At 65.4% G+C, this 25192-nt stretch carries 20 protein-coding genes and 2 tRNA genes; 12 read left to right on the top strand and 10 right to left on the bottom strand.

Annotated features, from left to right (window positions below):
• Window positions 1-113: 113 nt before the first annotated feature.
• The 7 genes from FJZ36_10045 to FJZ36_10015 form a co-directional block, all read right to left on the bottom strand.
• Entirely contained in the window at window positions 114-335 is a 222-nt protein-coding gene (locus tag FJZ36_10045) for a hypothetical protein (GenBank protein MBM3215240.1), read from the bottom strand.
• A gap of 28 nt (window positions 336-363) precedes the next feature.
• Window positions 364-963, bottom strand: coding sequence for a hypothetical protein (locus tag FJZ36_10040; GenBank protein MBM3215239.1), 600 nt, complete (start codon window positions 961-963; stop codon window positions 364-366).
• A gap of 346 nt (window positions 964-1309) precedes the next feature.
• Complete coding sequence (locus FJZ36_10035; protein MBM3215238.1) at window positions 1310-3103, bottom strand: response regulator; 1794 nt, start codon at window positions 3101-3103, stop codon at window positions 1310-1312.
• Complete coding sequence (locus FJZ36_10030; GenBank protein ID MBM3215237.1) at window positions 3103-5421, bottom strand: PAS domain S-box protein; 2319 nt, start codon at window positions 5419-5421, stop codon at window positions 3103-3105. Before FJZ36_10030 ends, FJZ36_10035 begins: the two co-directional genes overlap by 1 nt.
• Window positions 5422-5618: 197 nt before the next feature.
• A complete protein-coding gene (locus tag FJZ36_10025) occupies window positions 5619-9755 on the bottom strand; it encodes a PAS domain S-box protein (GenBank protein MBM3215236.1) in 4137 nt (1378 codons plus the stop codon).
• 23 nt (window positions 9756-9778) lie between these two features.
• Window positions 9779-10216: a response regulator gene (locus FJZ36_10020; GenBank protein MBM3215235.1), complete on the bottom strand. Its 438-nt coding sequence runs from the start codon at window positions 10214-10216 to the stop codon at window positions 9779-9781.
• Window positions 10217-10254: 38 nt separating this feature from the next.
• On the bottom strand, window positions 10255-12276 hold the full coding sequence (locus FJZ36_10015; GenBank protein ID MBM3215234.1) for a PAS domain S-box protein: 2022 nt from the start codon (window positions 12274-12276) through the stop codon (window positions 10255-10257).
• Between the two features lie 253 nt (window positions 12277-12529).
• Here FJZ36_10015 and FJZ36_10010 point away from each other — a divergent pair, with 253 nt between their 5' ends.
• The 9 genes from FJZ36_10010 to FJZ36_09970 all read left to right on the top strand — a co-directional run bounded on the left by FJZ36_10010 (window position 12530) and on the right by FJZ36_09970 (window position 20336).
• Window positions 12530-13237, top strand: a complete 708-nt coding sequence (locus FJZ36_10010) for an SDR family oxidoreductase (GenBank protein ID MBM3215233.1) — start codon at window positions 12530-12532, stop codon at window positions 13235-13237.
• Window positions 13238-13260: 23 nt separating this feature from the next.
• A complete protein-coding gene (locus FJZ36_10005; GenBank protein ID MBM3215232.1) occupies window positions 13261-14172 on the top strand; it encodes a phytanoyl-CoA dioxygenase family protein in 912 nt (303 codons plus the stop codon).
• A 61-nt stretch (window positions 14173-14233) separates the two neighbouring features.
• Window positions 14234-14968 (top strand): DUF1080 domain-containing protein, encoded by a 735-nt coding sequence (locus tag FJZ36_10000; protein ID MBM3215231.1) that lies wholly within the window; start codon window positions 14234-14236, stop codon window positions 14966-14968.
• Window positions 14969-15050: 82 nt separating this feature from the next.
• Complete coding sequence (locus tag FJZ36_09995) at window positions 15051-15707, top strand: DUF1080 domain-containing protein (protein MBM3215230.1); 657 nt, start codon at window positions 15051-15053, stop codon at window positions 15705-15707.
• Window positions 15708-15995: 288 nt separating this feature from the next.
• Window positions 15996-16071: transfer RNA gene (locus FJZ36_09990), tRNA-Met, on the top strand.
• Between the two features lie 16 nt (window positions 16072-16087).
• Window positions 16088-16162, top strand: a tRNA-Val gene (locus FJZ36_09985).
• A 40-nt stretch (window positions 16163-16202) separates the two neighbouring features.
• Window positions 16203-16937, top strand: coding sequence for a creatininase family protein (locus tag FJZ36_09980; GenBank protein ID MBM3215229.1), 735 nt, complete (start codon window positions 16203-16205; stop codon window positions 16935-16937).
• A 45-nt stretch (window positions 16938-16982) separates the two neighbouring features.
• The gene (locus tag FJZ36_09975) at window positions 16983-18977 is read left to right on the top strand and encodes an alpha-galactosidase (protein MBM3215228.1); all 1995 of its coding nucleotides are present in this window, start codon (window positions 16983-16985) and stop codon (window positions 18975-18977) included.
• Between the two features lie 18 nt (window positions 18978-18995).
• Window positions 18996-20336 (top strand): DUF2851 family protein, encoded by a 1341-nt coding sequence (locus FJZ36_09970; GenBank protein MBM3215227.1) that lies wholly within the window; start codon window positions 18996-18998, stop codon window positions 20334-20336.
• On the opposite strand, the gene FJZ36_09965 is transcribed toward FJZ36_09970, so the two are convergent.
• The 3 genes from FJZ36_09965 to FJZ36_09955 are packed head-to-tail and all read right to left on the bottom strand — an operon-like array spanning window position 20325 to window position 22585.
• The gene (locus FJZ36_09965; GenBank protein ID MBM3215226.1) at window positions 20325-20990 is read right to left on the bottom strand and encodes a hypothetical protein; all 666 of its coding nucleotides are present in this window, start codon (window positions 20988-20990) and stop codon (window positions 20325-20327) included. The two genes, FJZ36_09970 and FJZ36_09965, sit on opposite strands and share 12 nt — an antisense overlap.
• A 30-nt stretch (window positions 20991-21020) precedes the next feature.
• On the bottom strand, window positions 21021-21737 hold the full coding sequence (locus FJZ36_09960) for a hypothetical protein (protein MBM3215225.1): 717 nt from the start codon (window positions 21735-21737) through the stop codon (window positions 21021-21023).
• Window positions 21734-22585 carry a sigma-70 family RNA polymerase sigma factor gene (locus FJZ36_09955; protein MBM3215224.1) on the bottom strand — a complete coding sequence of 284 codons (852 nt, stop codon included), beginning with the start codon at window positions 22583-22585 and terminating at the stop codon, window positions 21734-21736. The genes FJZ36_09960 and FJZ36_09955 overlap by 4 nt, the downstream gene beginning before the upstream one ends.
• 34 nt (window positions 22586-22619) lie before the next feature.
• On the opposite strand from FJZ36_09955, the gene FJZ36_09950 reads away from it, so the two are divergent.
• The 3 genes from FJZ36_09950 to FJZ36_09940 form a co-directional block, all read left to right on the top strand.
• On the top strand, window positions 22620-22823 hold the full coding sequence (locus tag FJZ36_09950) for a hypothetical protein (GenBank protein ID MBM3215223.1): 204 nt from the start codon (window positions 22620-22622) through the stop codon (window positions 22821-22823).
• 35 nt (window positions 22824-22858) lie between these two features.
• The gene (locus FJZ36_09945; protein ID MBM3215222.1) at window positions 22859-24682 is read left to right on the top strand and encodes a M20/M25/M40 family metallo-hydrolase; all 1824 of its coding nucleotides are present in this window, start codon (window positions 22859-22861) and stop codon (window positions 24680-24682) included.
• Between the two features lie 17 nt (window positions 24683-24699).
• On the top strand, window positions 24700-25192 hold a 493-nt coding region (locus FJZ36_09940; GenBank protein ID MBM3215221.1), incomplete at its 3' end, for a hypothetical protein.

Genomic DNA, 25192 nt, shown 5'->3' with positions numbered 1-25192 from the left:
CATGGTGCGCTCCTTCTTCGATTCGGACGTGCTGGACTGGGTGACCGATCCTGAGAACTCGCTGTCGTTGCGTTTCATCATGCGTTCCCTTCCTGTTACGTTCTGTTGGCTGCCTACGCCGGGGTTCCCATCGTCGGGCTGTCGTTCGAGTACTCCGGCAGTGCGACCCGGTCGAGCGACCAGTGCTCGTAGGGGTCGAGTCGAAGCCGTTGTCCTGCCGATTGCGGGTCCGTTCCTCGCTGGCTCGACGGTGTCGCCGTCGTCCACGTTGTCCGTAGCTCTCGCTGCCCTGCCGCCGCGGAACCGGTGATCCATATGCGGCTTGTTCTTGCCATTACCGTGGCTCCTGGTTCCGGATGGGAGCTATCGAGCCTTCCGCCCGGATGCAGAGGCGTAGGGAATCGCTGTCAGGACAACCGTCGCTTCGTAGTAGCCGCTCGTCGCGGCGGCGTCGGATCGGTCGCCGCGAGCGGTGACGCGAAACTTCACGTTGCCGTCGCTCGGGGCGTGGGTTGCGCGAACGCCGCGTCGGAGGAAGTCCTCACCGGGGACGAATGCGCCGTACCCCTGGGCGGCGTCGGCGTCTGCCGCCTGGACACCGGAGCGGCTCGCATCGCCGTCGGCGTCGTCGGTGACCATCCACGTCGTATCGAGCGTGTCCGTCGGGTCGTCGGGGTTCGTGAAGGGCGTGACATCCGCCGTGAGGGTCACGTCCACGTTCGTCATCAGCGGGAACACGACGGAGACTTCGTTCGTCTCCGGGGTCGCCGGATCGTATTGGAGTCCCAGCGTCGCCGTCGCGTCGCCGGTGCGCGTGAGCCATCGAACAATGGGCGGAACGTAGACGCCGAAGGTCACCGTCGTCGTCGCTTGGGCTTCGGCTCCGGCTGCTGCGAAGAGCATCCCTGCCGCCACCGTTGCCGTGAGAGCCATCTGCTGCGTCTGTCGGATCGTCCGTGTCATCGTCCCGCCCTTTCCTCGGTTGCCCGCTCACTGCTGCGGGCGCTGCTGGGTCTATGGCAGGATTGATGCCAACTCCCGGGCACCGGAAAGCGGAATGGCATAAAGCCTTGTCACGACTGGGTTTTCGGCAATGTGCAGGAGCGCAGAGGGATTCACGTGCGTGTGGTCAGCGCGTCGCAGAAACGCGACTGCCGAACGGGAGGCGAGGCGCAAACGCAGTCAGGGCAAGGCTTATCGCATTATTGCGACTGGGCGTATGGGCGTTCGCATTTTTGCGACGATCAACTCGTGCCGTCGTAGTTCGCGACAATGAATCGTCGCGATACGCGACGATTCGAGCGGATCGCTAGGTGAGCTGGATGCCGTGCTTGGAGAGTTTGCGGTAGAAGGTCGCGCGGTCGATGTGGAGGGCAGCCGCGCATCTTCGCACGTCGTTTCCCACGACTCGGATCGTCTGTTCGAGCGCCATCTTCTCGGCGTCGTCCAGTGAGAGGATGCCGTCGGGCGATGGCGTCGGACGTGCGGGAACGGCGGCAAGCGATTCGGGCAGGCTTTCGAGGCGGAGGATCCCGCTCGTCTCTAGGATGACGGCGCGCTGGATGGTGTTTTCGAGCTCTCGCACGTTTCCCTGCCAGGAACCGTCCATAAGGGCTCTCATGGCGTCCGGGGCGACGTCGGCAATCGATTTGTTGGAGTCTGCTGCGAACCGGGCGAGGAAATGATGCACGAGGTGAGGGATGTCCTCGCGACGCTCGCGTAAAGCGGGTACAGTGGTCGGGAACACGGCGATCCGATAGTAGAGGTCTTCGCGGAAGTCGCCCTGCTCGACAGCGGATTTCAGGTTCTTGTTGGAGGCTGCGATGACGCGGACATCGACCGGAATCATGGCGTTCCCGCCGACGCGCTGAATCTCGCGCTCTTGCAGAACGCGGAGCAGTTTCGCCTGCAACAGCAAGGGCATGTCGCCGATCTCGTCGAGGAAAACCGTTCCCCCCTTCGCCTGCTCGAATCGCCCGATGCGCCGCATCGTGGCTCCGGTGAACGCGCCGCGCTCGTGACCGAAGAGCTCGCTTTCGATCAGCGCTTCCGGGATCGCCGCGCAGTTGACCGGCACGAAGGGGCCCCGGTGGCGCGCGCTTTCGGCGTGAATCGCCTTGGCGACGAGTTCCTTGCCCGTCCCGCTCTCGCCCTGGATGAGAACGGTGACATCGCTGCTGCCGGCGCGTTCGATCTGGGCGAAGAGCGCCTGCATCGGGGCGCTCTTGCCGATGATGTTCCGGTACGAGTACTCGCGCGCCAGCTCGGATCGCAAGCGCGTGAGCTCGGAGCGCATGTCGGCGACCTCGAGCTCGCGCGTGACATCGCGGAAGACGAGCAGACTTCCGACCCGCGCCCCCTGGGCTCCCGTGACAGAGCGCATCTGGCGAACCAAGATGCGTCGTTCCGGATGCGTCGCGTCGAGAGCGTCCGAGAAGAGCTCGTGGGGGCGTGACTCGTATGCCCGGACGCCGAGATCGAACTGGTCCGGGTCGGCGAAGCGGTCGCGAAGCCACGAGAGGAAGTCCGCGCGACTGCTCCCGGCGAGCGCATCCGTGTCGAACGCGAACAGCTCCGCGAACCGTCCGTTGACGAACTGCAGGTCTCCCTCGACATCGCAGAACGCGACGGCATCGTCGGTGGCTTCCAAGACGGATGACAATCGCTGACTGGCTTCGGCGATGCCCTGGTAGAGCAGACTGGCGACGATGAGGTTTCGGATGCGGACGCGCACCTCAGCGGTGTCGAAGGGTTTCGACAGGAAGTCGTTCGCGCCGGACGCCAGGGCTCGCAACCGAGTCTCCCTCTCCTGAGCCGCCGTCAGGACGAGAATCGGCACATGAGCCCGCGACGGCATCGCTCTCAGGCGTTCCATGACCGCGAAACCGTCCATGTAGGGCATCCGGAGGTCCAGCAGAACGACATCCGGCGACTCGTCTCGGACGATGTCTTCAACGCGGCGGGGATCGGTCGTCGTCAACAGGCGGCGGAATCCGGCGTCTTCCAGGATATCGACGAGCAGATCGATGTTCTCCTGATGGTCGTCGACGATCAGAATGGCGGCGTTCCGAATGTCGTCATCGCTGAGCGTCGACGCGGGCATCACGAAAGCGCCTCTTCGGGGGGAACATCCGTCTCTAGGATACTGTCGATCACGGCGTGGAAGCGACGGACGTCCATCGGCTTTGTGAAATAGTGGCGAAAGCCTGCCTCGCGCCCCTGCTGTATGTCGTGCTCGTGCGCGCTTGCCGTGAGGGCGACCACAGGGATGTGTCGCGTGTCCTCGGAGGCGCGGAGCGCCGCCAACGCCGCGTACCCGTCCATGTCCGGCATGTTGATATCCAGGATGATCAGGTCCGGCTGGCGAACCCGCGCGAACTCGATGCCGATGCTCGCCTGGGGCGCTGTCAGCAGTTCGATATGGGGTCTCTCCGACAGGACGTCCTCCATGAGGTGTAGGCTGTCGGGATTGTCGTCGATGTACAGGATAGTTCGCCTCGGAGCTTCCGCCATGTCCGGCGTGAACGGCTCTATGACATCGCGAGCCGAGCCCGTCGGTAACTCGACAGTGAAGGTGCTCCCCTCGCCGACGACGCTTTCGAGCGTGAGCGTTCCTTCCATCAGACCGACGAGGGCTCTCGATAGAGTGAGCCCGATTCCGGTGCCTTCAATGCCGCGATTGCTGTGCGCCAAGCGCTCGAATGGCCGGAAGATGGTTTCGTGCTGATCTTCAGGAATACCCGGCCCCGTGTCGGCGACGGCGATCCTTACGCGGCTTCCGTCGTCGGTCTTTTCCGCTCGCAAGGTCACGTCGCTGCCTTCGCCGCTGTACTTGATCGCGTTGGACATGAGGTTCATCAGTACTTGCCTCAGCCGCGTGCGATCCGCCACGACGATCAGCGACGCGTCGACGACGCGGTTGGTGACACGGATCTGTCGAGCCTCCGCCAGCGGAGAAGTCGTCGCCACGACTTCCTCCACCACGGGCGCGACCGCTACGTTCTCGGGCGAGACGCTGAGCTTGCCGACCTCGATGCGCGACATATCGAGAACCTCGTTGATGAGGTCCAGGAGATGACCGCCGGCACTCAGGATTCGTTCGACGCGTTGGTGCTGGCGGTCTCCGAGCGTGGGATCGTCCAGCAGCATCTGGGCGAACCCCAGCACGGCGTTCATCGGTGTTCGAAGATCGTGGCTCATGCGGTTGAGGAACTCGGACTTGTGCCGATTCGCCTCCTCAGCAGCTTCCTTGGCGATTCGGAGCTGTTCTTCGGCGGCGGCACGATCCGTGAAGTCCTCCGCGATCGCCACCACGACGGATTCGCCCGCGAGCTCTATGATTCGATAGGAGGCAGAGAAGGTCGCTTGCGTCCCATTCGACTTCCGGACTCGAACCAGTAAGCCTCGGATCTCTCCGGTCCTGCGGAGCGCTTCCATAACGACGGCGCGTTCGTTCGGGTCGTCATAGAACTGGGTCGTCGTCGCTTGCATCAGCGCGTCATGTGTCGTGCCGAGGAGCTCAGCCATCCGCTGGCTCGCGTAAAGCACGGTCCCGTCGGAGACTCGCGCGAGCATGATTCCCACGGGCGCCAAGTCGGTGATCATGCGGAAACGCGCCTCGCTTTGCTCGACCTGCCGACCGATGCGATGGAGCTCGGTGACATTCCTTCCGACGCCGACGATCCCGATCACCGCGCCAGCATCGTCGCGAATGGGCGACAGCAGCGTATGGAAGACGTTTTCGCCCATACTCCACTCGTGCGCGGCATTGCGTCCTGCGAGAGCTTCGCGGATCGCCTCTACGCGCCCGGCACGGTGCTCCTCGGCGAAAATGTCTGCCGACAGCACTCCGAGCAGATGCTCCGGCGCGATGCCGAGGGTTCTGAGCCCGCCGCCAAAGACGGACGTATAGCGGCCCTCCGTATCGAGGGTGAAGAGCGTGTCACCGACGGAATCCAGCATCGAGCGAAAGGTGCGCGTGCTGACGTCCAGGTCGGCAGCGGCCTGGCGCGCGTGCGTGGATTCCTGACGCACGCGCAACAGAGCGCCGCGCAGGTAACCGACACCTGCCGCGACGACGAAGGCGAAAGCCATCTCCCAAGCATCGCTGCCGACGAGGAACCTAGACCACTCCACGCCCTGTAGATGTAACGCAAGGACGGATGCGCCTACGAGCAGGATGGTGGACACAACGGCTCCACGCAGACGCCAGAACCATGTCGCGGTTCCGATGACGAGCGTGCCGGTGTGGACCAAACCGTGGGAATCCCAGTCACGGATCAGCAGAAACGCGGACGCGTGGAGGAACGAAACGACAGCGACGGTGAGCCATCGATGACGCCAGAGCGGCAGGTGGTTGTCTTCCTGAAGAAGGCGGGAGAGCCGTCGTGGGAGTGCGTGCGATACCTGTAGACCCTTCACGGCGATAGGTCCTCCGCGGGGACGGGCGCGACATGCGCACCAGAGCGCCTGTGCACCGGCGTGTCAGGCGATTGCCTCACTCGCGGCATAATATAACCAATAAATAGCCCAGTTGTATAGGACACGATGTTGGCGCGCTGGCGCTTCCGGAGTCGGGCTCTTGCGCGGTGTGGTAGCGACGCCGTCCAGCGCTTCACTCATCTGCGCGGCCGACCGGAGAGGATCCGGCGGAGCTGCTCGAGAAACTCTCGGACGCGAATCGGCTTGCCGATGTAGCGTTCGAAGCCTGCGTTCAGGCCCCTCTCAACTTCGCCGGGCAGCACACTGGCACTAAGAGCCAGCGCCGGGGTTTCTGCGGTCTCCGGTATGGCGCGTAGCGCGCGGAGCGCCGCGAAGCCGTCGATGTCCGGCATGTTGATATCGAGGAGGATGACGTCGGGTCGATGCGCCTGCGCCAACTCGAGCCCAAGCCGCGCGCCAAGTGCGGTCAGCAGACGGATGTCCCGCTGATCTTGCAGGATGTCTTCCATTAAAGCGAGGCTGTCCGGGTTGTCATCGACATACAGGACGACGTACTGGGAGCCGGCCGTGTTCGTGTCGACGACTTCTCGTTGAGGAATCTCCTCCGTGGAAACGGGGAGCTCGATCCAGAACGTCGATCCTTCGCTGACGACGCTTTCCACACCGATTGAGCCGCCCATCAGTTCGACGAGCTTCTTCGAGATCGTCAGGCCGATGCCGGTTCCCTGGATCCGATCGCTATCCGCGGCGAGGCGCTCGAACGGCTGGAAGATCGTCGCCAGGTGCTCGGCAGGAATCCCGGGCCCTGTGTCGGAGATCGAAACGCGCACACGTCCGCCGTCGGCGAGCTCAGCCCCCAGTGTGATCGAGCCCGAAGGGCGGTTGAACTTGACCGCGTTCGACAGGAGGTTCAGCAGCACCTGCCGCAAGCGCATCCGATCCGCCTGCACCGCCAGTTCCTGATAGCTCGCCTGGTCGTCGATGCGCAGGTCTCTCTCGTTGGCTTGCGGACTGATGGTCGCAAGCGCTTCGGCGACCACGGATCCGAGGGAGATGTGCTCCGGAGACACGGTGATACGCCCGGCTTCGATCCGTGACAGGTCCAGCACCTCGTCGATCAGTTCCAGCAAATGCCCTCCTGCCGTCAGGATGCGATCGACTCGCTGCGTCTGGCGCTCGCTGAGAGCCGTATCGTCCCGGAGCAGTTGACCGAATCCCAGCACGGCGTGCATCGGCGTTCGGAGCTCATGGCTCATACGATTCAGGAACTCGGACTTCGCTTCGCTGGCGCGTTCGGCGGCTTCGCGCCTTCGCTGTTCCGTCACGTCTTTGCCGACGACCGCGTAGTGCGTCAGGACACCCAGCGCGTCTCGTATGGGCGAGACAGAGCGCTCCTCATAGTACACGTCACCGCTTTTCCGCCGAATCGTGTACTGCATCCCATCACTGAGCAGGGCGTTGTCACGTTCGTCCGAAGAGGCGATGAACGTCTCGGGCAGCCTGCCAATCGCCTCGAACGCGGCATACCCGGTCTTCTGTTCGAAGGCTGGATTCACGTACTCGATGACCCCGTCAGGATCGAGCAGCATGACCACATCCGCCGTCTGCTCGACGACGGCGGACAGGCGGCGGATCTCCTCCTCGGCAGCGCGACGCTCGGTGATATCGGTCGCGATCCCGGCAATACGGACAATGGCTCCGGACGCGTCGCGGATCGCGAACGCGCGCGCGCGGATCCATCGCTCCGAGCCGTCCGGTCGCATGATCGCGAACTCATCGTCCGTCGAGATTCCGTTGTCGAGGATTCGCCGCATCGACTCGAGCACGTCGGGTTTGTTGTCCGAGCGGATCGTTTCCAGCCATTGGCGTGGACGGGTGCGGAGATCGGCGATTGGGATCCCCCACACGCGTTCGAACGACGGGCTTACGTAGAGAAGGCGCCGTGTCGGAACATCGATGAGCCAGAAGACGTCATCGACGTTCTCGGCAAGCTGGCGGAACCGCTCCTCGCTCTCGCGGAGCGTCCTCTCCGCCTCGCGCCAGTAGGTCACGTCCCGCCCGGCCGAAACGAAGTGCGTGATCGCGCCGGAAGCGTCCAGAATCGGCGAGATGGTCTTGTCTTCGTAGTAGGTCTCGCCGTCCTTGCGGACGTTCGTGAAGACCGCGCGGAACGCATCGCCGTTCAGGATCGTGCGCCATAGGTCCGCATAGAACGCCGCATTGTGTTCGCCGGAGCTCAGGATCCGAGGGTTCCGACCGATCAGTTCGGCGCGCGTATATCTCGTGATCCGCTCGGTAGCGGGGTTCACGTACTGGATCGCGCCCGCCGTATCGGCGATAATGACGGCATCGGCGGTCCGTTCCACCGCGCTGGAAAGCAGGCGAAGCTGCTGTTCGGAGGCTCTCCGTTCGGAGACGTCTTCGACGATGGCAACGATACCGGCGATCGCGCCGTCCGCCGCTCGCAGGGGCGCTCTCGTGACACGAACCGGGATCAGCCGGCCGTCCTTCGCCATGCGCGTCGTCTCCTCCGCGGTCACCTCGCCGTACTGGGTGTTCCGGGCAGCGAGTTCCACGAACTCCGCCTGGAGACCCGGTGGAACCGTCAGCAAACGCCTACCGGCTGCCTCGTCTGCTGTCCAGCCGAATAGACGCTCGGCTGCAGGGCTCCACGTCGTAATCCGTCCTTCCAGGTCACCGACGAGGATCGGCAGCGGAGACGAACTCAGGATGGCTTCCAGCCGCGCATGAGTCGAGAGCACTTCCTCTTGGGCTTGCCTCAGGGCAGTGATGTCCCGTCCGACGCCGACGAGCCCAGTCACCTCCCCGCGCGCGTCACGCAGCGGCGAAAGCGACGTCTGGTAGTGCCGCATCTGGCTGTTGACGAGCGCACTCCACTCGTAGACGACGGTCTCGCCGCGCAGAGCGCGGGCGTTGGCTTCGTCGTGCACCCGCGCTGCCTCGGGTCCAAGTACGTCGCGTGCCGTCCTCCCGATGAAAGTCTCTGGCGTCAGTCCGCTGCGCTCGACCCAGTTTCCGTAGACGGCGGTATGTCTGCCCTCGCGGTCGAGCGTGAAGATGATGTCGGACATGGACGAGACGACCGTCCGAAAGCGCTCCTCGCTCTCGCGGAGCGCCTCTTCGACTGCCTTGCGCTCCGTGATGTCGCGCGCGATGCCCACGATGCCGACGGAAGCGCCGTCGCTGCCGTGCACGGGAACGTTGCTGGTCTGGTACCAGCGTTCGGGCCCGTCGGGAGCGGGGTTCGGCAGTTGCTCCTCGAACCCGAGTCTTGCCCGCCCGTCCCGAATCGTCTCGCTGTCCGCATCGATGTACCGCTGAGCGCGCTCCGGCGCGTAGAAGTCGGACGGGAGCTTTCCGGTCACCTCGTTCGGGGAGTCGTGCCCAAGCTGCGCTGCCTTAGGGCGGTTGACCCGTGCGAATCGCCCCTGCGCGTCCTTGAAGTAGACGAGGTCGGGGAGGTTGTCGATCAGCGTGGTCAGTAGGCTCTGCTCGCGCTGCAGGGCGCGTTGGACTCGCTTCAGTTCGGTGATGTGTTTGGCGATACCGGCAAGGCCGACGATCTTCCCGCTTGCGTCGCGCAGAGGCACTTTGGTCGTGAGGAGCCATCCGGGGTCCTCACCGTCGAGCAGCTCCTCGCGGTCTCGGATGGCTTCGCCGGTGCGCAACAAGCGCTGCTCATCCGCGTAGGAGCGCCGAGCCGTCTCCGCGTCGAAGAAGTCGAAGTCCGTCTTGCCGATGGCATCCGCGGGATTCTCGACTCCGAGCAGGCTGGCAGTCGCGGAGTTCAAGCGCGTGAAGCGCGACTCGATATCCTTGAAGTAGACGAGATCGGGCGTGCCCTCGAAGAGCGCATTGAGGAGCGCTCGTTCCCGATCATGGGCCGCTCGCTCGTCGCGGAGCCGAGCGCGGCTGCTTGCCAGCTCCAACGCCGTCTCGATGGCGGCTGGCAACCGATGCAGGCGGTCTTTGAGCAGGAAGTCCGAGGCGCCGGCGCGCAGACACGCCACCGCCTCTTCGTCGCTCAGGTGCCCCGTGACGACGATGAAGGGAATGTCGAGACCGCGCTCGGTCATCAGCCGCAGCGCTTGCAGCGCGTCGAACTGCGGCAAGTGGTAGTCCGACACGATGACGTCCGGAGCCGCGTCGAGCTCCGCAGCGAACTGCGCTCGCGTCCAGACATGCCGGTGCTCCAGCGCCACGCCGCTCCGCCGGAGGCTGTCGAGGACGATCTCGACATCTGCCTGGTTATCCTCTAGGAGCAAGAGCTGCAGCGGGCGCTGTGCCTCCATCTTCGCCCTCCCGGGTTGCGTCGTTACGATGGCGTCTGGTTCGTGAGCATCCAATAGAGTCCAAGCTGCCGAACTGAGTCGGTGAACTGCTCGAAGTCCACCGGCTTGACAATGTAGCTGTTCACGTTCAGACGGTAGCTCTCGATGATGTCCTTCTCCTCGCGCGACGACGTCAGGACGACGACGGGTATCAACTTCGTGCGCTCGTCTCCCTTGACGATCCGCAGCACCTCCAGACCATCCACCTTGGGAAGCTTGAGGTCGAGCAGGATGACGCGGGGAACGCCGTCCCCTCGGTCAGCGTAGGCTCCGCGCCGGAACAGGAAGTCGAGCGCCTCCTCGCCGTCGCCGACGACATGGATGCTGTTGGCGATCCGGTTCCTGCGCAGCGCGTGGAGCGTCAACTCCACGTCGTTCGCGTTGTCTTCGACCATGAGGATTTCGACGAAAGACGCTGACATGCGTGTCTCCTTAGATGTTCGGCGTGCCGGCGCACGACTCAACCGAGCGAGAAGAGGAACGTCGCGCCTTCACCGACCGCCGATTCTGCCCGGACGGTTCCGCCGTGCCGCGCGACGATCCGCCGAACGATCGCCAGCCCGACGCCCGTGCCCGGGAAGTCGTTGGCGCTGTGGAGGCGTTGGAACGGTTGGAAGAGCTTGTTGGCGTACTTCATGTCGAAGCCGGCGCCGTTGTCGGACACGGCGTAGAGTGTCTTGCCGTTTTCCTGACGGGCGTCAACACGGATGATCGCTTCTTCCCGACCCCGGGTGAACTTCACCGCGTTCGAGAGGAGGTTTTCGAAGACCTGGTAGAGCATCGTCGGTTCGGCTTGGACATCGGGCAAGTCGCCCATTCGGAGACGAACGCTTCTGCCCTCGCATGCCTCATGGAGCGACTCGAACGCGCGGGCGGCGATCTCCGCGACGGACACGCGCTGCTTGCGCAACGGCGCGCGTCCGATCCGCGACAGCGCCAGTAGGTCATCGATGAGGCGACCCATGTACTCGCCGCTGTTGGTGACGAGTCCAAGGTAGCGGACGACCTCGTCGGGCAACTCCGAGGGGTAGTCCTCCAGGATGATCTTCGTGAACCCGTTGATGGCTCGGACCGGTGCGCGCAGATCGTGGGACACCGAATAGGTGAACGCTTCCAGCTCCTGATTCGCCTGCTGGAGCTCGGTCGTGCGTTCCAGGACTCGCTGCTCGAGGTTCGCGTTCAGCTTACGGATCTCCTCCTCCGCCGCCTTGCGCTGGGAGATGTCCTCGACGATCTCGACAAAGTAGTCCGGCTCGCCATCCTCCGTCCGCGCGAGAGACAGCGTCAAATGCACAGGCACGATGGAACCGTCCTTGCGCACGTATCGCTTCTCGGTGGAGTAGCTCGCTCGCTCGCCCTCGTAGACCTGCCGCGCAGGCTCCAGAGCGGCGTCCATGTCGTCGGGATGCAAGAGATCGAGTGTGGTCATTTGGAGGAGCTCCTCGGACGAGTAGCCCAGGAGCTCGCCCAGCACGCGGTTGGCACGGACGACGGCTCCGCCCTGTCGCACGTGCATGATGCCGATCGCAGCCTGCTCGAACGTCGCGCGGAATCCCTCCTCCGAAGCGAGACGCGCCAGATCCGCCAGTCGCCGATCCGTGTCGGCTCTCAACAGCGACTTGCACGCCATCCAGCCAAGCGTCGAGAGAATCGCCACGCTCATGGATATGAGCCCCGCGATTCCCACGTCCAGCGCGTAGAACCCCATGCGTTCGCCCAGGAGCCTCAGCCACGCGACCAGCAAGAGCACGGGTATCAAGAGTGGCACACGGCGCGCCATCCAACCCGCGGGCCCCGTGTCCACCAGCATCGCCGGAACGCCGTGATTTGCCTGCATGAGCAACAGCCCGACCGCCAGCGCCAGGAAGGGCACGGCGGTCGGGGGAGCCATCGTCGTGAACGACGGGTGCTGCCCGTAGTACGCCAGCCCGAAGAGATGACTGAGGAGTGCGAACAGGGAGAGGAGGAACGTGACCAGCGCGATGGACTGGGTCGGAGGAATCCACCGCCGAGGCAGCACCCGGCGGAGCAGCAGGGCAGACCCCACGAGGAGGAATGACAGCGCCGTGGCGGGCGCCATTCTGCCCGGGGCGCTGGTTCCCGGAGCGCCGGGCGGTTCCGTGACGAGCAACTGGTCGAACCCCGGATCCCACCCCGTGATATACTCCAGCAGCGTGATCGCGCCGACGAGAGCCACCACGCCCGCTACGGCGTATCCTGTCCAGCGTCGGCGTCGGGAGGATGATTCGCGCGAAAGTAGGATGAGGGCGACGCCGGCGAGACCCAGCCCCAGCGCTGTATTCGCCTTGACCGAGCCCCAATCCGGCGAGAGACTCGTGAGGAACGGGACCTTTAGGAACCAGCCCATCAGGACGAGCGCGCCGCTGACGACGGCGAACGCGCCCGCTACGATGGGTATTGCCGCGAAGAGCGCTTCGATGCGGGGGCGCAGCGACGATAGCATGGCGGTGCCTGCCTTCATGGCGTCTTACACGATACGTTGCGCGACCCTTCGGGACGCTCCGATGCCCTCAGGGCTCGTCGATCCACGTAACCGAGATGCCTCGAACACTTCTGCTCTATAGTACCCGAATAGTACCGGATTTCCATGCTGCGTTACCATGACGTTCGCCCGCGTGCTCGTCGGTGGGCAGTTGCCGCCGTTCGTTGCCATGGCGCGGCACGAGTGGTAGAGTCGCGTCGCTGCGCATCGGTCCATCCCGCGAGGGAATCCCATGGCTCTCTTCGACGGCAGGACGGCGGTCATCACGGGTGGCAGCTCCGGCATCGGCAAGGCGTTCGCCGAGTTCCTCGCGGACGAGGGAGCCCACGTCGCCCTCGTGGCTCGCAACGCCGAACGGCTCGCTGTCGTCGCCGATGCGCTCCGCAAACGGCACGGGGGCGCGTGGCGCGTCGTGGCGATCTCCGCCGACGTGCGCGATCCGGGGTCTGTCGAGCGGATGGCGCGCCAAGTGAGGGAAACGCTTGGATCGGTCGATATCGTCATCAATAGCGCGGGACTGGGAATCTGGAAGACCGTCGCCGACATGACGCCCGACGAGTGGGGCGAGGTGCTAGACACCTCGCTCACCGGCACGTTCCTGGTGACGCGCGCGTTCATCGGCGAGATGGTCGAGCGGGGGAGTGGGCACGTCATCAACCTGTCGTCCGTGGCGGGGAAGCTGGGGTTCGCGACGGGTTCCGCCTACTGCGCGGCGAAGTGGGGCGTGCTGGGGTTCACGCGGGCGTTGGCAGCGGAGGTGCGGCCGCACGGCGTGCGCGTCGACGCGCTCTGTCCGGGAACGACGGACACGCCGTTCAAGAACAGTCCGGCAGCTTCGGCGGTCCGACTCGACGTCGCCGACGTCATCGCGGCGGCGCGCTATGTCATGACGCTCCCGCGCCAGGTGCGCGTGGATGATGTCGTCATCTATCCGCAGTAGCTGCGTCGCGTGAGGAGGAATCGGTGAGGCCGTTTGTCGAATCGAGCGATGTGTTGTCGGATTCCGACGGGCTCCGCGAACGGGCGGAGCGCGATGGGTACCTCTTCTTCCGAGGCTTGGTCGATCCGAACGACGTGCGAGCCGTCCGCCAGGGGTTCGTCGATATCATCGCGCGGCATGGCTGGCTGGATGCAGGAACGGAACCGGACGAGCTCATCTCGACGCAGCCCGCGCGGATCGAGGGGATGGAGGAGTTTGGTCCCGTCTTGCTCGCGTTCCAGTCGATGGAGTCGTTCCACGCGCTGGCGCATTCGCCGGGAATCGTTGACGCGCTGGGGCTCCTCTTCGGGGAATCGGTGCTCGTCCATCCGCGCAACATCGGCAGAATCATGTTCCCCACGACGCCCACGACGCCGCCCCATCAGGACTACGTGCACATCCAGGGAACGCCCGATGTCTGGACGGCGTGGGTTCCGCTGGGCGCGGTTCCCGTGGAGCTCGGCGGACTCGCGGTTCTCGCCGGGACGCACCGCGAGGGCGTCTATCCGGTTCAACGCATGACGGGCGCGGGGGGCATCGGCGTCGTCACGGACGCGCTGGAAGCCGAGCACGAATGGGTCACGGACGACTTCGAGACGGGCGACGTGCTCCTGTTCCACAGCCAAACGATCCATCGGAGCCTCCCGAACACGACGGGGAACCGGATGCGCCTGTCGGTGGACTACCGGTATCAGGGTGTGTCGCAGCCGGTGACGGAGGGCTCGCTGCTGCCTCACTTCAACCGGTTCGGATGGGATACGGTCTACCAGGGTTGGACATCGACGCAGTACCAGTACTACTGGCGCGAGATGCCGCTGAACGTCGTTCCGTTCGAGCGAGGAGCTGTCCGGCTGCGAGAGGAGGGGGCGAAGGAGCCGGTTCGCCCAGGTTATTGACTCCGACCACAAATTCGGAGTCCAGACGAATCAGGTGCGCGGGAGCCGCGACGCTGATACAATGTGTCTATCCGCGACTCCATGCGTTCGACAGCAGAGAGCGATGCCGCGAGTACGTCACGCCATGGGAGGGAGCATGATGCGACGACTGCTGATGTGGGTGTGTGTCGGGGTGTCGCTGGTCGCGACACACGCGTTCGGGTTGACATGGGACTTCGAGAACCCGGACCAGTTCAAGGTGTGGAAGTCGGTCAACGGCGACTGGAGCATCAAAGAAGGCGCGATGGTCGACAAGGACAACAGGCAGCCCGCCCAACGGATCCTTGTCGGCGAAGCGAGCTGGACGGACTACACGATCGAGGCGAAGCTCCGCGTCGACGACGGGAACTGGGCGGGGATCGTCTTCCGCGCCAAGAGCGACTTCGAGTACTACGTCGCCTACCTGAACGTGCCGGACAACAAGTCGGAGCTGTGGCGGCACAACCCGGGGGCCCACGACGCCCGGAACGCGATCAACAGCAACTTCGCCGCGAAGGATACCAAGGTCGAACGCGGCAAGTGGATGGACGTCAAGATCGAGATCGCGGGCGACCTGTTCAAGTATACGCTGAACGGCAAGCCGCAGTGGGAAGCCACCGACGGCAACTACAAGGCGGGCAAGGTCGGCGTGTGGACGTGGCAGACGTCGGCGAGCTTCGATGACTTCTCGGTGAACGGGAAGGGCATTCCAGTCGGTCTCGCCGTCGCGCCCCAGGGCAAAGCGGCGTCAGTGTGGGGCGTTCTGAAGTCCCGGTGAGGATCATCGGGCGCTCGCGGCGTCGGTTCCATGGCGTCGCGTGGTCGGGTAAGGGGTGCGCAACGCACGAGGGGAGAAGGCGATGCGTCGGTTGATCGCGATTGCAGGTGCGCTGCTGTTGATCGGGTCGGGTTCGGCGTTCGGGCTGACGTGGGACTTCGAAACGGCTGCCCAGGGAGCCCAGTGGGCGTCGCCGCAGGGCAAGTGGGGCGTCGCGGGCGGCGTTCTCGCGGTGACCAGCAAGGACCTTCCGGCTCAGCGCAGCTTCGCTGGCGATGCGAGCTGGAAGGACTACACGATCGAGACGAAGCTCCGAGTCGACGACGGGAACTGGGCGGGAGTCATCTTCCGCGCCAAGAGCGACTTCGAGTACTACGTCGCGTACGTGAACGTCCCCGACAACAAGACGGAGCTGTGGCGCCACAAGGCGGACAAGCACGACTCCCGCGATGCGGTCAACAGCAACAATGCCGCCAAGGACACCAAGGTGGAACGCGGCGCCTGGATGGACGTCAAGATCGACGTCAAGGGCGACACCTTCACCTTTGTCCTCAACGGCAAGGACCAGTGGACGCACAAGGACGCCCTCTACACCGCCGGCAAGGTCGGCGCGTTCACATGGCAGACGACGGCGTCCTGGGACAACTTCAAGGTGACGGGCCCCGGCATCGATTCGACGACGCCGGTGGAACCCAAGAGCAAGCTCGCCGCGACGTGGGGTCTGCTCAAGACCGAGTAGCGCGCGATGTCTCGCACAACTGGCGCGGGAGGGCGGAAGCCTTCTCGCGCTTTCCGTGCCCGCCGCTAGTGGTCTGTCATGGTGGTTATCACGACAACCTCGATGGGCTTTCGCGCAGGGCTTTCGGAATCGTCATTCCCGCGAAAGCGGGAATCCAGAGACTCTAGGCTCCCGCTTTCGCGGGAGCGACGGTCGTGAGAGCAGGCGCGGAGTTTGGTTTGACAGCCCGCAGGCGCTGCCTTAGAATTGGGGCGATGCGGCGCTCAGGTCGCCAGGGACGTAACGCAAGGGGCCATAGCTCAGCGGTCAGAGCCACCGGCTCATAACCGGCAGGTCCCAGGTTCAAATCCTGGTGGCCCCACCAATCCGCAAGTGCCGATGGGGCGTTAACTCAGTGGTAGAGTGCTATCCTCACACGGTAGAAGTCGTTGGTTCAAGTCCAACACGCCCCACCATCCCGCCGATCATATCGAGGAACCGTGACGAGCCGGCGCGATGAGGCTCGCCGACCTCACGTGGCATGAGCTGAGAGCCGTCGCGCGCGAGGCGGTCGTCGTCATCCCGCTGGGCAGCCTCGAACAGCACAGCACCCATCTCCCCTTCGCCACGGACAGCCACATCTTGAACGCCCTGCTCGACCGCCTGGAGGCGGAGCTCGAGCGCGATGTGCTGATTCTGCCGCCGCTCTGGATCGCCTACTCGGCGCGCCATCTACCCATCAAGGGAACCGTCAGCGTCCCGTTCGACGCGTACGTGGACGTCGTGACCGGCATTGTGTCGAGCCTCGCCGGGGCGGGGTTCGGGCGGATCCTCCTGCTAAACGGCCAGAGCGACAACGATGCCGCACTCGGGGCAATCCTTCGGAAAGCGCGCGAGTGCCACGCCGGGCTCGCCGTCGTTGCCGTCTCCTACTGGGCGCTGGCAGATCGACCATCGACGTCTGAGCTCGCCTGGCCCGGACACGCGGGAGACCTCGAAACCTCCCTCCTCCTCCATCTCCGACCCGAAGCCGTCCGTCGTGGCGAAATCGCCCGCGATGAGATGGCGTCCTCTTCTCCCCACGCCGCCGACGTGGTTCAATACGTCCGCATCGACCAGTGCTCGCATCACGGCGGGGTCGGAGACCCCGAGTTCGCCGATGCCGACAAGGGCGAACGCCTCTTCGAAGGAATCGCGAGCCGGTTGGTCGCGCTCATCCGCGACTACCGCGACGGCATCCTGACGCGCTAGCGTCGCCTGGTGGACGCGCCGCCATCGTCGAGAAGGGGAATCACCGTGGTTCGAGACGCCCTCGCGCCGCACGAGGCGCAGAGCGGACACGTTACGCGGCGCGAGATCGACTTTGCGCGCCGTTGGGCGGAACGCGCCTTCGCGGGCTCGTCGGACGACTGGCTCGACGGCTGGGCGCACGTTGGGCTGCCCTTTTCGTTCCGCATCGGCGACGCCGACTCCGACGCTCTCCTGACATCCTGGGAACGCCACTGCCTGCCGGACTCGAACGGCTCCCGGTCGGCGACCCGCTGGCGCGATCCAGCTTCCGGGATGACCGTCCTGTGGGAGACGCGCCGCTACGCCGATTTCCCAGCCGTCGAGTGGCTCCTCTCCTTCGAGAACGCTGGTGAGAGCGAGTCTCCGACGCTCTCCGACGTGAACGCGCTACGCCTCCGACTCAACAGCGCGGGAACCCCCTACATCGTCGGCGGAGCCAACGGCGGACGCAGCTTCGCCGACGACATGATCCCCTTCGCCCGCCGGCTTCCCGGCGTGGACGGCAGCCGCGTCCTCGACCTGGGCGGCGACCATCCGTCCAGCAACCGCCATCTGCCCTTCTTCAACATCTCGACGCCGGAGCATCGCGGCGTCTTCGTGGGGGCCGGCTGGTCGGGTCACTGGGCGGCGCGTCTCGCCGTCGAAGGAAGCGCGTTGACGACGACCGCCGGGCTTCTGAACGCCCGGTACACGCTCCGTCCCGGTGAGCGCGTTCGAACGGCGCGGGTGCTGCTCCTCTGGTGGGAGGGCGAACCGCTCCACGCCCACAACGTCTGGCGGCGATTGCTCCACGAGCACGTGGTTCCCAAGCCCGGCGGCGAGCTCATGGAACCGCCCGTGTCGGTCAACGTCTGTTTCACGCACCACGGTCACGGCGGGTTCCTGCACCAGGCGACGGAATCGACCGTCTCGACACTCGTCGAGCCCTTCGCCGATCTGGGCGCGGAGCTCTTTATCATCGACGCGGGATGGTACGACGGCGAACCCTGGCATGAATGGCTCGGGAACTGGCGCTACTCGCGGTCGAAGTATCCGCGCGGGTTCCGACCCATCGCCGATTCGCTGCGCGACCGCGATGTGACGTTCGGGCTCTGGTTCGCGCCGGAGAACGTCAGCAAGGACGCGCCGGTTCTCGCCGAACACCCGGAGTGGGTACGCCAGCATCAGCCGGGTCAAGGCGGAACGTTTCGGATGGAGCTGCCGGAGGCGCGCGCGTGGTTCCTCGGCGAGGTCGAGGCGCTCATCCGGGACGAAGGGATGGCGTGCTACCGTCAGGACGGCTCCGGCTGGTACGACGCGGAGCCTGAGAACCGACGCGGCATGTCCGAGACGGAGCACCTGACCGGCATCTACGCGATGTGGGACGCCCTTCTGGAGCGGCATCCAGAGCTCGTCATGGAGGGTTGCTCCGGCGGCGGCAGGCGGATCGACCTCGAAACCGCCCGTCGGTTCCGCTGGCACCAGAAGTCCGACCGCTGGTACGACTCCGAGAGCGACCAGTGCAGCCTCTACGGCGCGAACCTCTTCCTCCCCGGCGGGACCATCAACATCCCGACGGAGCGCACGGATGATTACGGCGCGTGGTCGAGCTTCGCCGGGCAGTTTTGCCTTGGGTGGCATCCGCTGGACGCCGACTTCCCGTGGGAGCAAGCCCGCCGGCAGATCGAGCTCTACAAGCGGCTGCGCCCGCGACTGCGCGGCGACTTCTACCCGCTGACTCCTTGCGCGCTGGACGCGCCGTATCTCGGGTTCCAGTTCCACCGCACAGACACGGGCGAGGGCTTCGCGCTGGTGTTCCGCCGCCGCGTCGAGGTCGCCTATCCGGTTCCCGAGACGTTCCGCGCGGCGCTCAGAGGCTTGGAGTCGGACGCAACGTATGCCGTGCGGCTGGAATCCGACGCCTCGGAGTCCGTCGCCACAGGGTCGGAGCTCGGCGACGGGATCGAGCTCCGGCTCGCGTCGGTTCCCTCGGCAGAGCTCATCGTTTACGAACCCGCGTAGGTGACATCGGCGACAACCATGCACGCTCTCGCCCATAGACTTCCCGAGTTCCCGGAGGACTGGCTCCGACGGGTCTGGGCAACGCCCGATCTGCTGCGGAGACCCCTGCGAACCGTCGATGGGCGATCCGTCCGCGTCCTGAGCCAAGGAGCCCCGAACCCCGGCGACGGTCCCGACTTCCTCGACGCAACGGTCGAGATCGGCGATCAGCCGCAGCGGGGACACGTCGAGTTTCACCGTCGCACGCGCGACTGGTACGCCCACGGACACCATCGGGATGCCCGGTACGACGGCGTCGTCCTCCACGTCGTCCTAGCGCACGGTGAACGGCAATCGGGGGTGCGACGGCGCGATGGAGCGCGCGTGCCGACGATCGAGCTGCGCGGGCTACTGGCGCTGCCGATGGATCGTCTGGCTCCGGCGCTTTCGGAACCGATCCGCGACGCCCTCTGTCCCCTCGATCCGAGCCGCGATCCGATGAGCGCGAGGGTCGACCGGCTCCTCGATATGGCTGTCGCGCGGTTCCTGCGGAAGGCGGAGCGGTTCGGACAGCGGGCGGAGGTCGTCGGCGAGGACGCGGTGTTCTACGAAGGACTGGCGGATGCGCTGGGATACAGCCGGAACCGGGAGCCCTTCGCCCTGCTGGTACAGCGCGTGCCGCTCGACGCGCTTCTCGGTAGCGATCCGTTCGACGCCGAAGCGTGCTTGCTCGGAGCGGCGGGATTGCTGCCGTCCCAGCGAGGCATCGTCGATGATGACCGTTACGTCACCGATCTCGAAGCACGGTGGAACCGAGTCGCGGGTCGCATCGCCCATCCGATGCGCGAGTCAGACTGGCACGTGTCGCCGGTCCGTCGGGGGAACCTTCCGGCGAGGCGCGTCGTCGCGCTGGGGCGCATCACGCAGGCGATGGGCGGCGGATTCGTCGACGAGCTCGTGCGATTGGGCGAGTCGGCATCTTGGCGTGCGCTTAGCCGGGCGTTCCGCGCGGCGGACGACGACTATTGGGCGTCTCACGACGACTTCGGATCGCCGTCGCGGCGGCGTCTTCGTCATCTCGTCGGCGACGCTCGGGCTCGAGACATCGTCGTCAACGTGGGGCTGCCGGCGCTGGTCGCGCGGGCTGGCGTCCAGCGGAACGCCGATCTGCGCGACCGAGCGCTCGCGCTGTACGGAGCGCACCCGTCGCTGATGTCGAACGCGAAGGTGGATTGGGTGCGCCGCCACGTCCTCGATGCAGAGGCGAACACCCGCCTCTCCGGAGCGGCGGCACAGCAGGGAATGCTGGAGCTCTACGACACGCACTGCGAACCGCGTCGATGCGCGGCGTGTCCGCTGGCGGTCCGCCTAGCGTTTTGACGCCGTTTCGCTCTTTCCTTCCGCGGGCGGATCGGGAGGCGGCTCGGGCTTGCGGGCTTCGCCCATGCGCCGCAGAGCTTGGAGCATCCGACCGTTCTTCCGAGGCGACTCGCTCTCCCAGAGAACGTACTGAACCCGCTGACGCGGCGTGAGCTGTCCGAGGATCTGCTCGCGCAAGGCGGCGTGCTGCTTCCAGAAAGCGTCTTCGGTCTCTTGGTTCTTGCGAAGCACGTCGGTCAGCTTGGCGTCGTTGGTGGCGGTCGACGCGCCTTCGGTCGTCGTGAGGACGTCGGAAAACGCCTTCATGCGATCCGGACGCGCTTGCCAGAAGCGCTCACGCATCTGCTTTATCTGCCGGAACTTGGGCAGAATCGCGACGAGTTGCGCCTCGGAGAGTTGGACGGCGTCGCTCATCGTCCACAGCTCCACGACGTTGACGATATCGCGCATCTCCTTCTCGTCGAGGCGCGGCATCTCTCCGTCAGGCGGCGCGGGTCGCTCTGCGCGTTCCGTCTCTGACGCGGCGCGTTCGATCTTGCCCTTGTCGGCAGACGCGTGCCGTCCGTTGCGATCGACGAACGCGGCGGACGCCGCGACCGCGATGAGGAGCACGGCAAAGGCTGCCAGGATGAATCGGGTTCGCGTGTTTGTCATCGGACCTCCTCCGAGGTCTACGGGCGGAGCCTACGGGCGGCTCGCCACGAGATAGGATGCCTCTTCACCGTAGAGCCCGGTCGGCGGAAGCGATATCTCCATGATTCGGCGGAACGTCTCAGCCGAGTCCGTTGCGGGTGCGGCGGCGACTGTCGGCGCGGCATCCTGAACAGCAGGAAGCGGCTCAACGGCTTCGTCGACGGCCTGCGGTTCCGTGGGAGCCGCGACGGCGATCGAGCGATCCAGGTCGAGCGCCGCAAGCTTCGCCGCTAGCTTGGCTGGAACCCACGCTTCGCCGATGGCGTCGATCGGCGAGCTCGCCGTCGCGCTCACGGCTGGAGTTGGCGCGGCGATTTCTGCGGTTGGGAGCAGCTCGTTCGCGGCGGACCACGACCGACCGATTCCGATGCCCCATGACAACAGCAGCGCCGCCGCAGCGACCTCGATGCCGCCGAACCCGAGCAGCAGCCACTGAGCCCTCGTCGGTCGCCTGGAGCGTCCGAAGGCGTAGTCGCGCTCGATGCGCTCGTGAAGTCGGGGGATGACTCGGGCTCGAGCGAACTCAGAGGGATATTCGACGACCGGCACGCTGACGACGCGCGTCAGGCGCTCATAGACCGCCAGCTCGCGCCGGAGCGGCTCGGACGCTCGCAGTCGCGCTTCGAGTCGCCGCCGTGCGCGATCCCGCAACGTGCCCTCGAGGTACGCCGGAATCTGGCGTCGGTAGTATCGGTCGAGTAGGGTCATGGTTCCGCGCCGCCGTCCTGCGTCGCTCGCGCTGTAAACGCGGGCGCCGCGTTCGAAGCTCGGTTTTCCGGGTCCCGACGCATGACGTTCGCCTCCTCATCCACATACGGAGCGAGCAATCGGCGCATCGTGCGCGTTGCGTGGAACAAATGCGCCTTGATGGTCCCGAGGCCGCGCCCCAAGATCGTCGCGATCTCCTGGAGGGCGAGTTCCTCGTAGTGCCTCAGAATGAAGACCTGACGCTGCTTCTCCGGCAGTTGATCGACCGCCTGACGGATCCGAGCGTCGAGCTCGGTTCCCAATGCCCGTCGATCCGGCGGACGTTCCCTCGCGATGAACAGGGTCGTATCCGCCTGATGGATGATCTCGTCGGTCAGTTCGACGTCTTGATATCGGCTCCTGCGCCGCCGGAAGTCGATGCAAGCGTTCGTCGCGATCCTATAGACCCACGTGAAGAAGCTCGCGTCGCCTTTGAAGTTCGGCAGCGACCTGAACACACGGAGGAACACCTCCTGCGTGATGTCGTAGGCGTCCTCCACGTCGTGGACGAAGTAGTACGCAAGCTCGTAGATCCGGGTGTAGTGGCGCTCGACAAGAACGTCGAACGCGCCATGGTCTCCGGACTGGAACTGCTCGACGAGGAACTGGTCCGTGTCCTTCACGGTCGCTCCAGTCGTAGCGCTGCGTAGTAACCGCCCGTTCGCCGCTATAGACGTGCCCACCCGCAAGATGTTTACGGAATGCACCGAGAGGCATCTCGGCGGGTTCGACGGCGCTTCGTCGCGTGACCGCTGGGAAAGACGGCTCACCGTACCGTATAATCGCCCGGATGACGCCAGCGATCCCAATCAGTCTACCACAGAGAGCGATGCGGAGAGGAATATGGCGCGCGACGAGACGCCCCGCACGGTCGTCCGGACCCAGCCCGACCGCGAGCAGACCGAAGCCGAGTTCTATGCGGTAGCGGAGCGGCTTCTGCCGCAACTGACCGATGCCGAGTGGAAAACGCTGTGCGAGCGGCTCGCCCAGATGCGGAACCGACTGCGCGAGTACGAGTTCGACCAGCGTATCGGCTACTTCGTCTGACCCATCCGTTCCCGCGACCCGGAAGGCGCTCGACGATGCGACAGCGGCGATCCCATTGCGTTTGGCGATGTCTTTTCGCGATTCTCCTGTTCTTGCCGCTGTCGATCTCCGCCGTGGCATCCCAGCGGGCGTTCTACCGCATCCCCAGCGCCGACGATGCCGCGCTGACGAGGCTCCCGACCGGTTCGCGAGTGCGCCATCGATCCGACGGATGGGCGCTCGTCGAGATTCCGGCAGAGGCGCACGCCCGCCTTCCCTACCGCAGCGAGTTCGTCGCGCTCGTCCGGGCTGACCGCGACTATTACTGGGTCGGCGGCTTGCGGGGAGCCCCGTCGGGCGTCGAAGTCCTCCTGACATCGGGTGATTACGCGCTGGTTTCGACGCCTATCGGCGAGGAGTGGCGGCTCGATGGCGCGACGGCTCCGCACGCGCATGTCGTCTTGGAACCCATGGTGCGAGCCGTCGGCTCCGCAGTCGGGCGGGCTCCGGCGGCTGTCCCGACGCTCGGACGCGAAGCCCTGCTGGATGACGTCGCCGGCTCGTTCGACGCGGATCGCTGGTTCCGCCACATCGAAACGCTGGCGGACAACGACGGCACGCACAGCCGCTATTCGCGCCGCGTTCGGCAGGCGACGCATCACAACGGGCATCCGCCGCCGGACGATGCCGCCGACCGCGCCGCCGACTGGATCGCCGATCAACTCCGCTCCTACGGCTACGCGGTCGAAGACGATCCGTTCCGCCATCTCCTCTATGCCACCGACGGCGATCTGCTGGCGGAGTACCGGATGCGCAACGTCGTCGCGACGAAGCCGGGAACCGGGTTCCATCGGAACCGCACGCTCGTCCTGACGGCGCATTATGACTCGAAGGCGACGAACACGGAGGGCTGGGAGGATCAGTGGCGCGACCGTCCCGCTCCCGGTGCGAACGACAACGCGACGGGCGTCGCGACGCTGCTGGAGGCGGCGCGGGTCTTCGCCGACAAGCCCTTCGACTACTCGATCCGGTTCGCCTTCTTCTCCGGCGAAGAGCTCGGCTTGTTCGGCAGCCGGCACTACGCGAAGGCTGCCCGCGATCGCAACGACGACCTGCTGGGCGTGCTGAACGTCGATATGCTCGGCTACGACGCCGACGGGGTCTACGACCTGCATGTGATCGGCGACCGCAACTCCGAGTGGATGCTGCACGCGGTCGAAGCGCTCTCGCGTCGCTACGGGAATCGTCTGGATGTCCAGCCGGAGCGCGACCCCGACTGGGTCTTCAGCGACCATGCGCCGTTTTGGGCGCAGGGATACAGCGGCATCTCGTTTGCCGAAGAGACGGACTTCGAGAGCTCCGAGTTCTACCCGCAGTACCACTCCGAGGACGATCTGCCGGTTCACGTGACACGAGCCTACGGGGTAGAGGCGGCGCGGTTCGTTCTGGTCGTGGCGGCGGAAATCGGAGGCGTTCTCGTGCCGGAGGGCCCGCCGTCGGGGGGCGACGGGGTTCAGGTGTTCGGCGCGTCGGCGTTCCCGAATCCGTATGTCGTCGGGGGGAGCCGTCCGTTGCGAATCCAGTACCAGCTCAACCGTCCGGCGGATGTCCGCGTTGAAGTCTACGATGTGCGCGGCGCGAGGCTGCTCACGCAGGAGTATGCGGCGGACAGCCCATTTGGGCGTTCTGGGCTGAACGCCCCCATCATCTGGGATGGACGAGACGCGCAGGGAGAACCCGTGCCGACGGGGCTCTACTTCGTGCGAATACGTGCGAGCGACGAGTCGGGAAGCGCGCTCGACCGGGCTCTGAGGCTCCACGTGGTCCCCAGCGAAGCCTATCTGTCGAAGCCCAAGAGTCGAATCTCTCCGAATCCCTGACGAACAGGTGCGATCCCGTGCGCCATCATCGGATCGACACGTTTCGACTCGCCGCGACGGTCGGGCTCCTAGCCGCGCTGATGGCGGGCTCCGCGTACGCCGCACCGCCGCATCCGAGGCTGTGGGAGTCGTCCGACTCGGCTCGGAAGGCGTACGAAGCCTTCGGCGCCGACCCCGTGCGGGCGAGCGCGCAACTCCAACCCGACGGACGCGAGTTCGCCCTCGTTTTGCGCGTCGATTTCTCGGACACGCCGGGCGTGAGGTCGCGCGCCCAGCTCGACGGCTATCTGTTTGGCGAGGGGGTCTCGCTGGCGTCCTACTTCGCCGAGGTCTCCTACGGGAAGATGACCGTGTCGGGCGGGCCCGGCGGCGGGAGCTACCCGCGCCGCGACGCCTGGTATCGCATGCCGAAGATGATGGGGTACTACGGTGAGGGGCGGATCTTCGTCGAGCGTTATCAGGAGCTCGTGAAACACGCCTGCGACGCCGCCGACGCCGATGTGGACTTCC

This window comes from Candidatus Poribacteria bacterium, assembly GCA_016866785.1.
Lineage (GTDB): Bacteria > Poribacteria > WGA-4E.
Note: the sequence above shows the minus strand (reverse complement) of the source record. Positions and strands in the feature narration are given on the sequence as shown.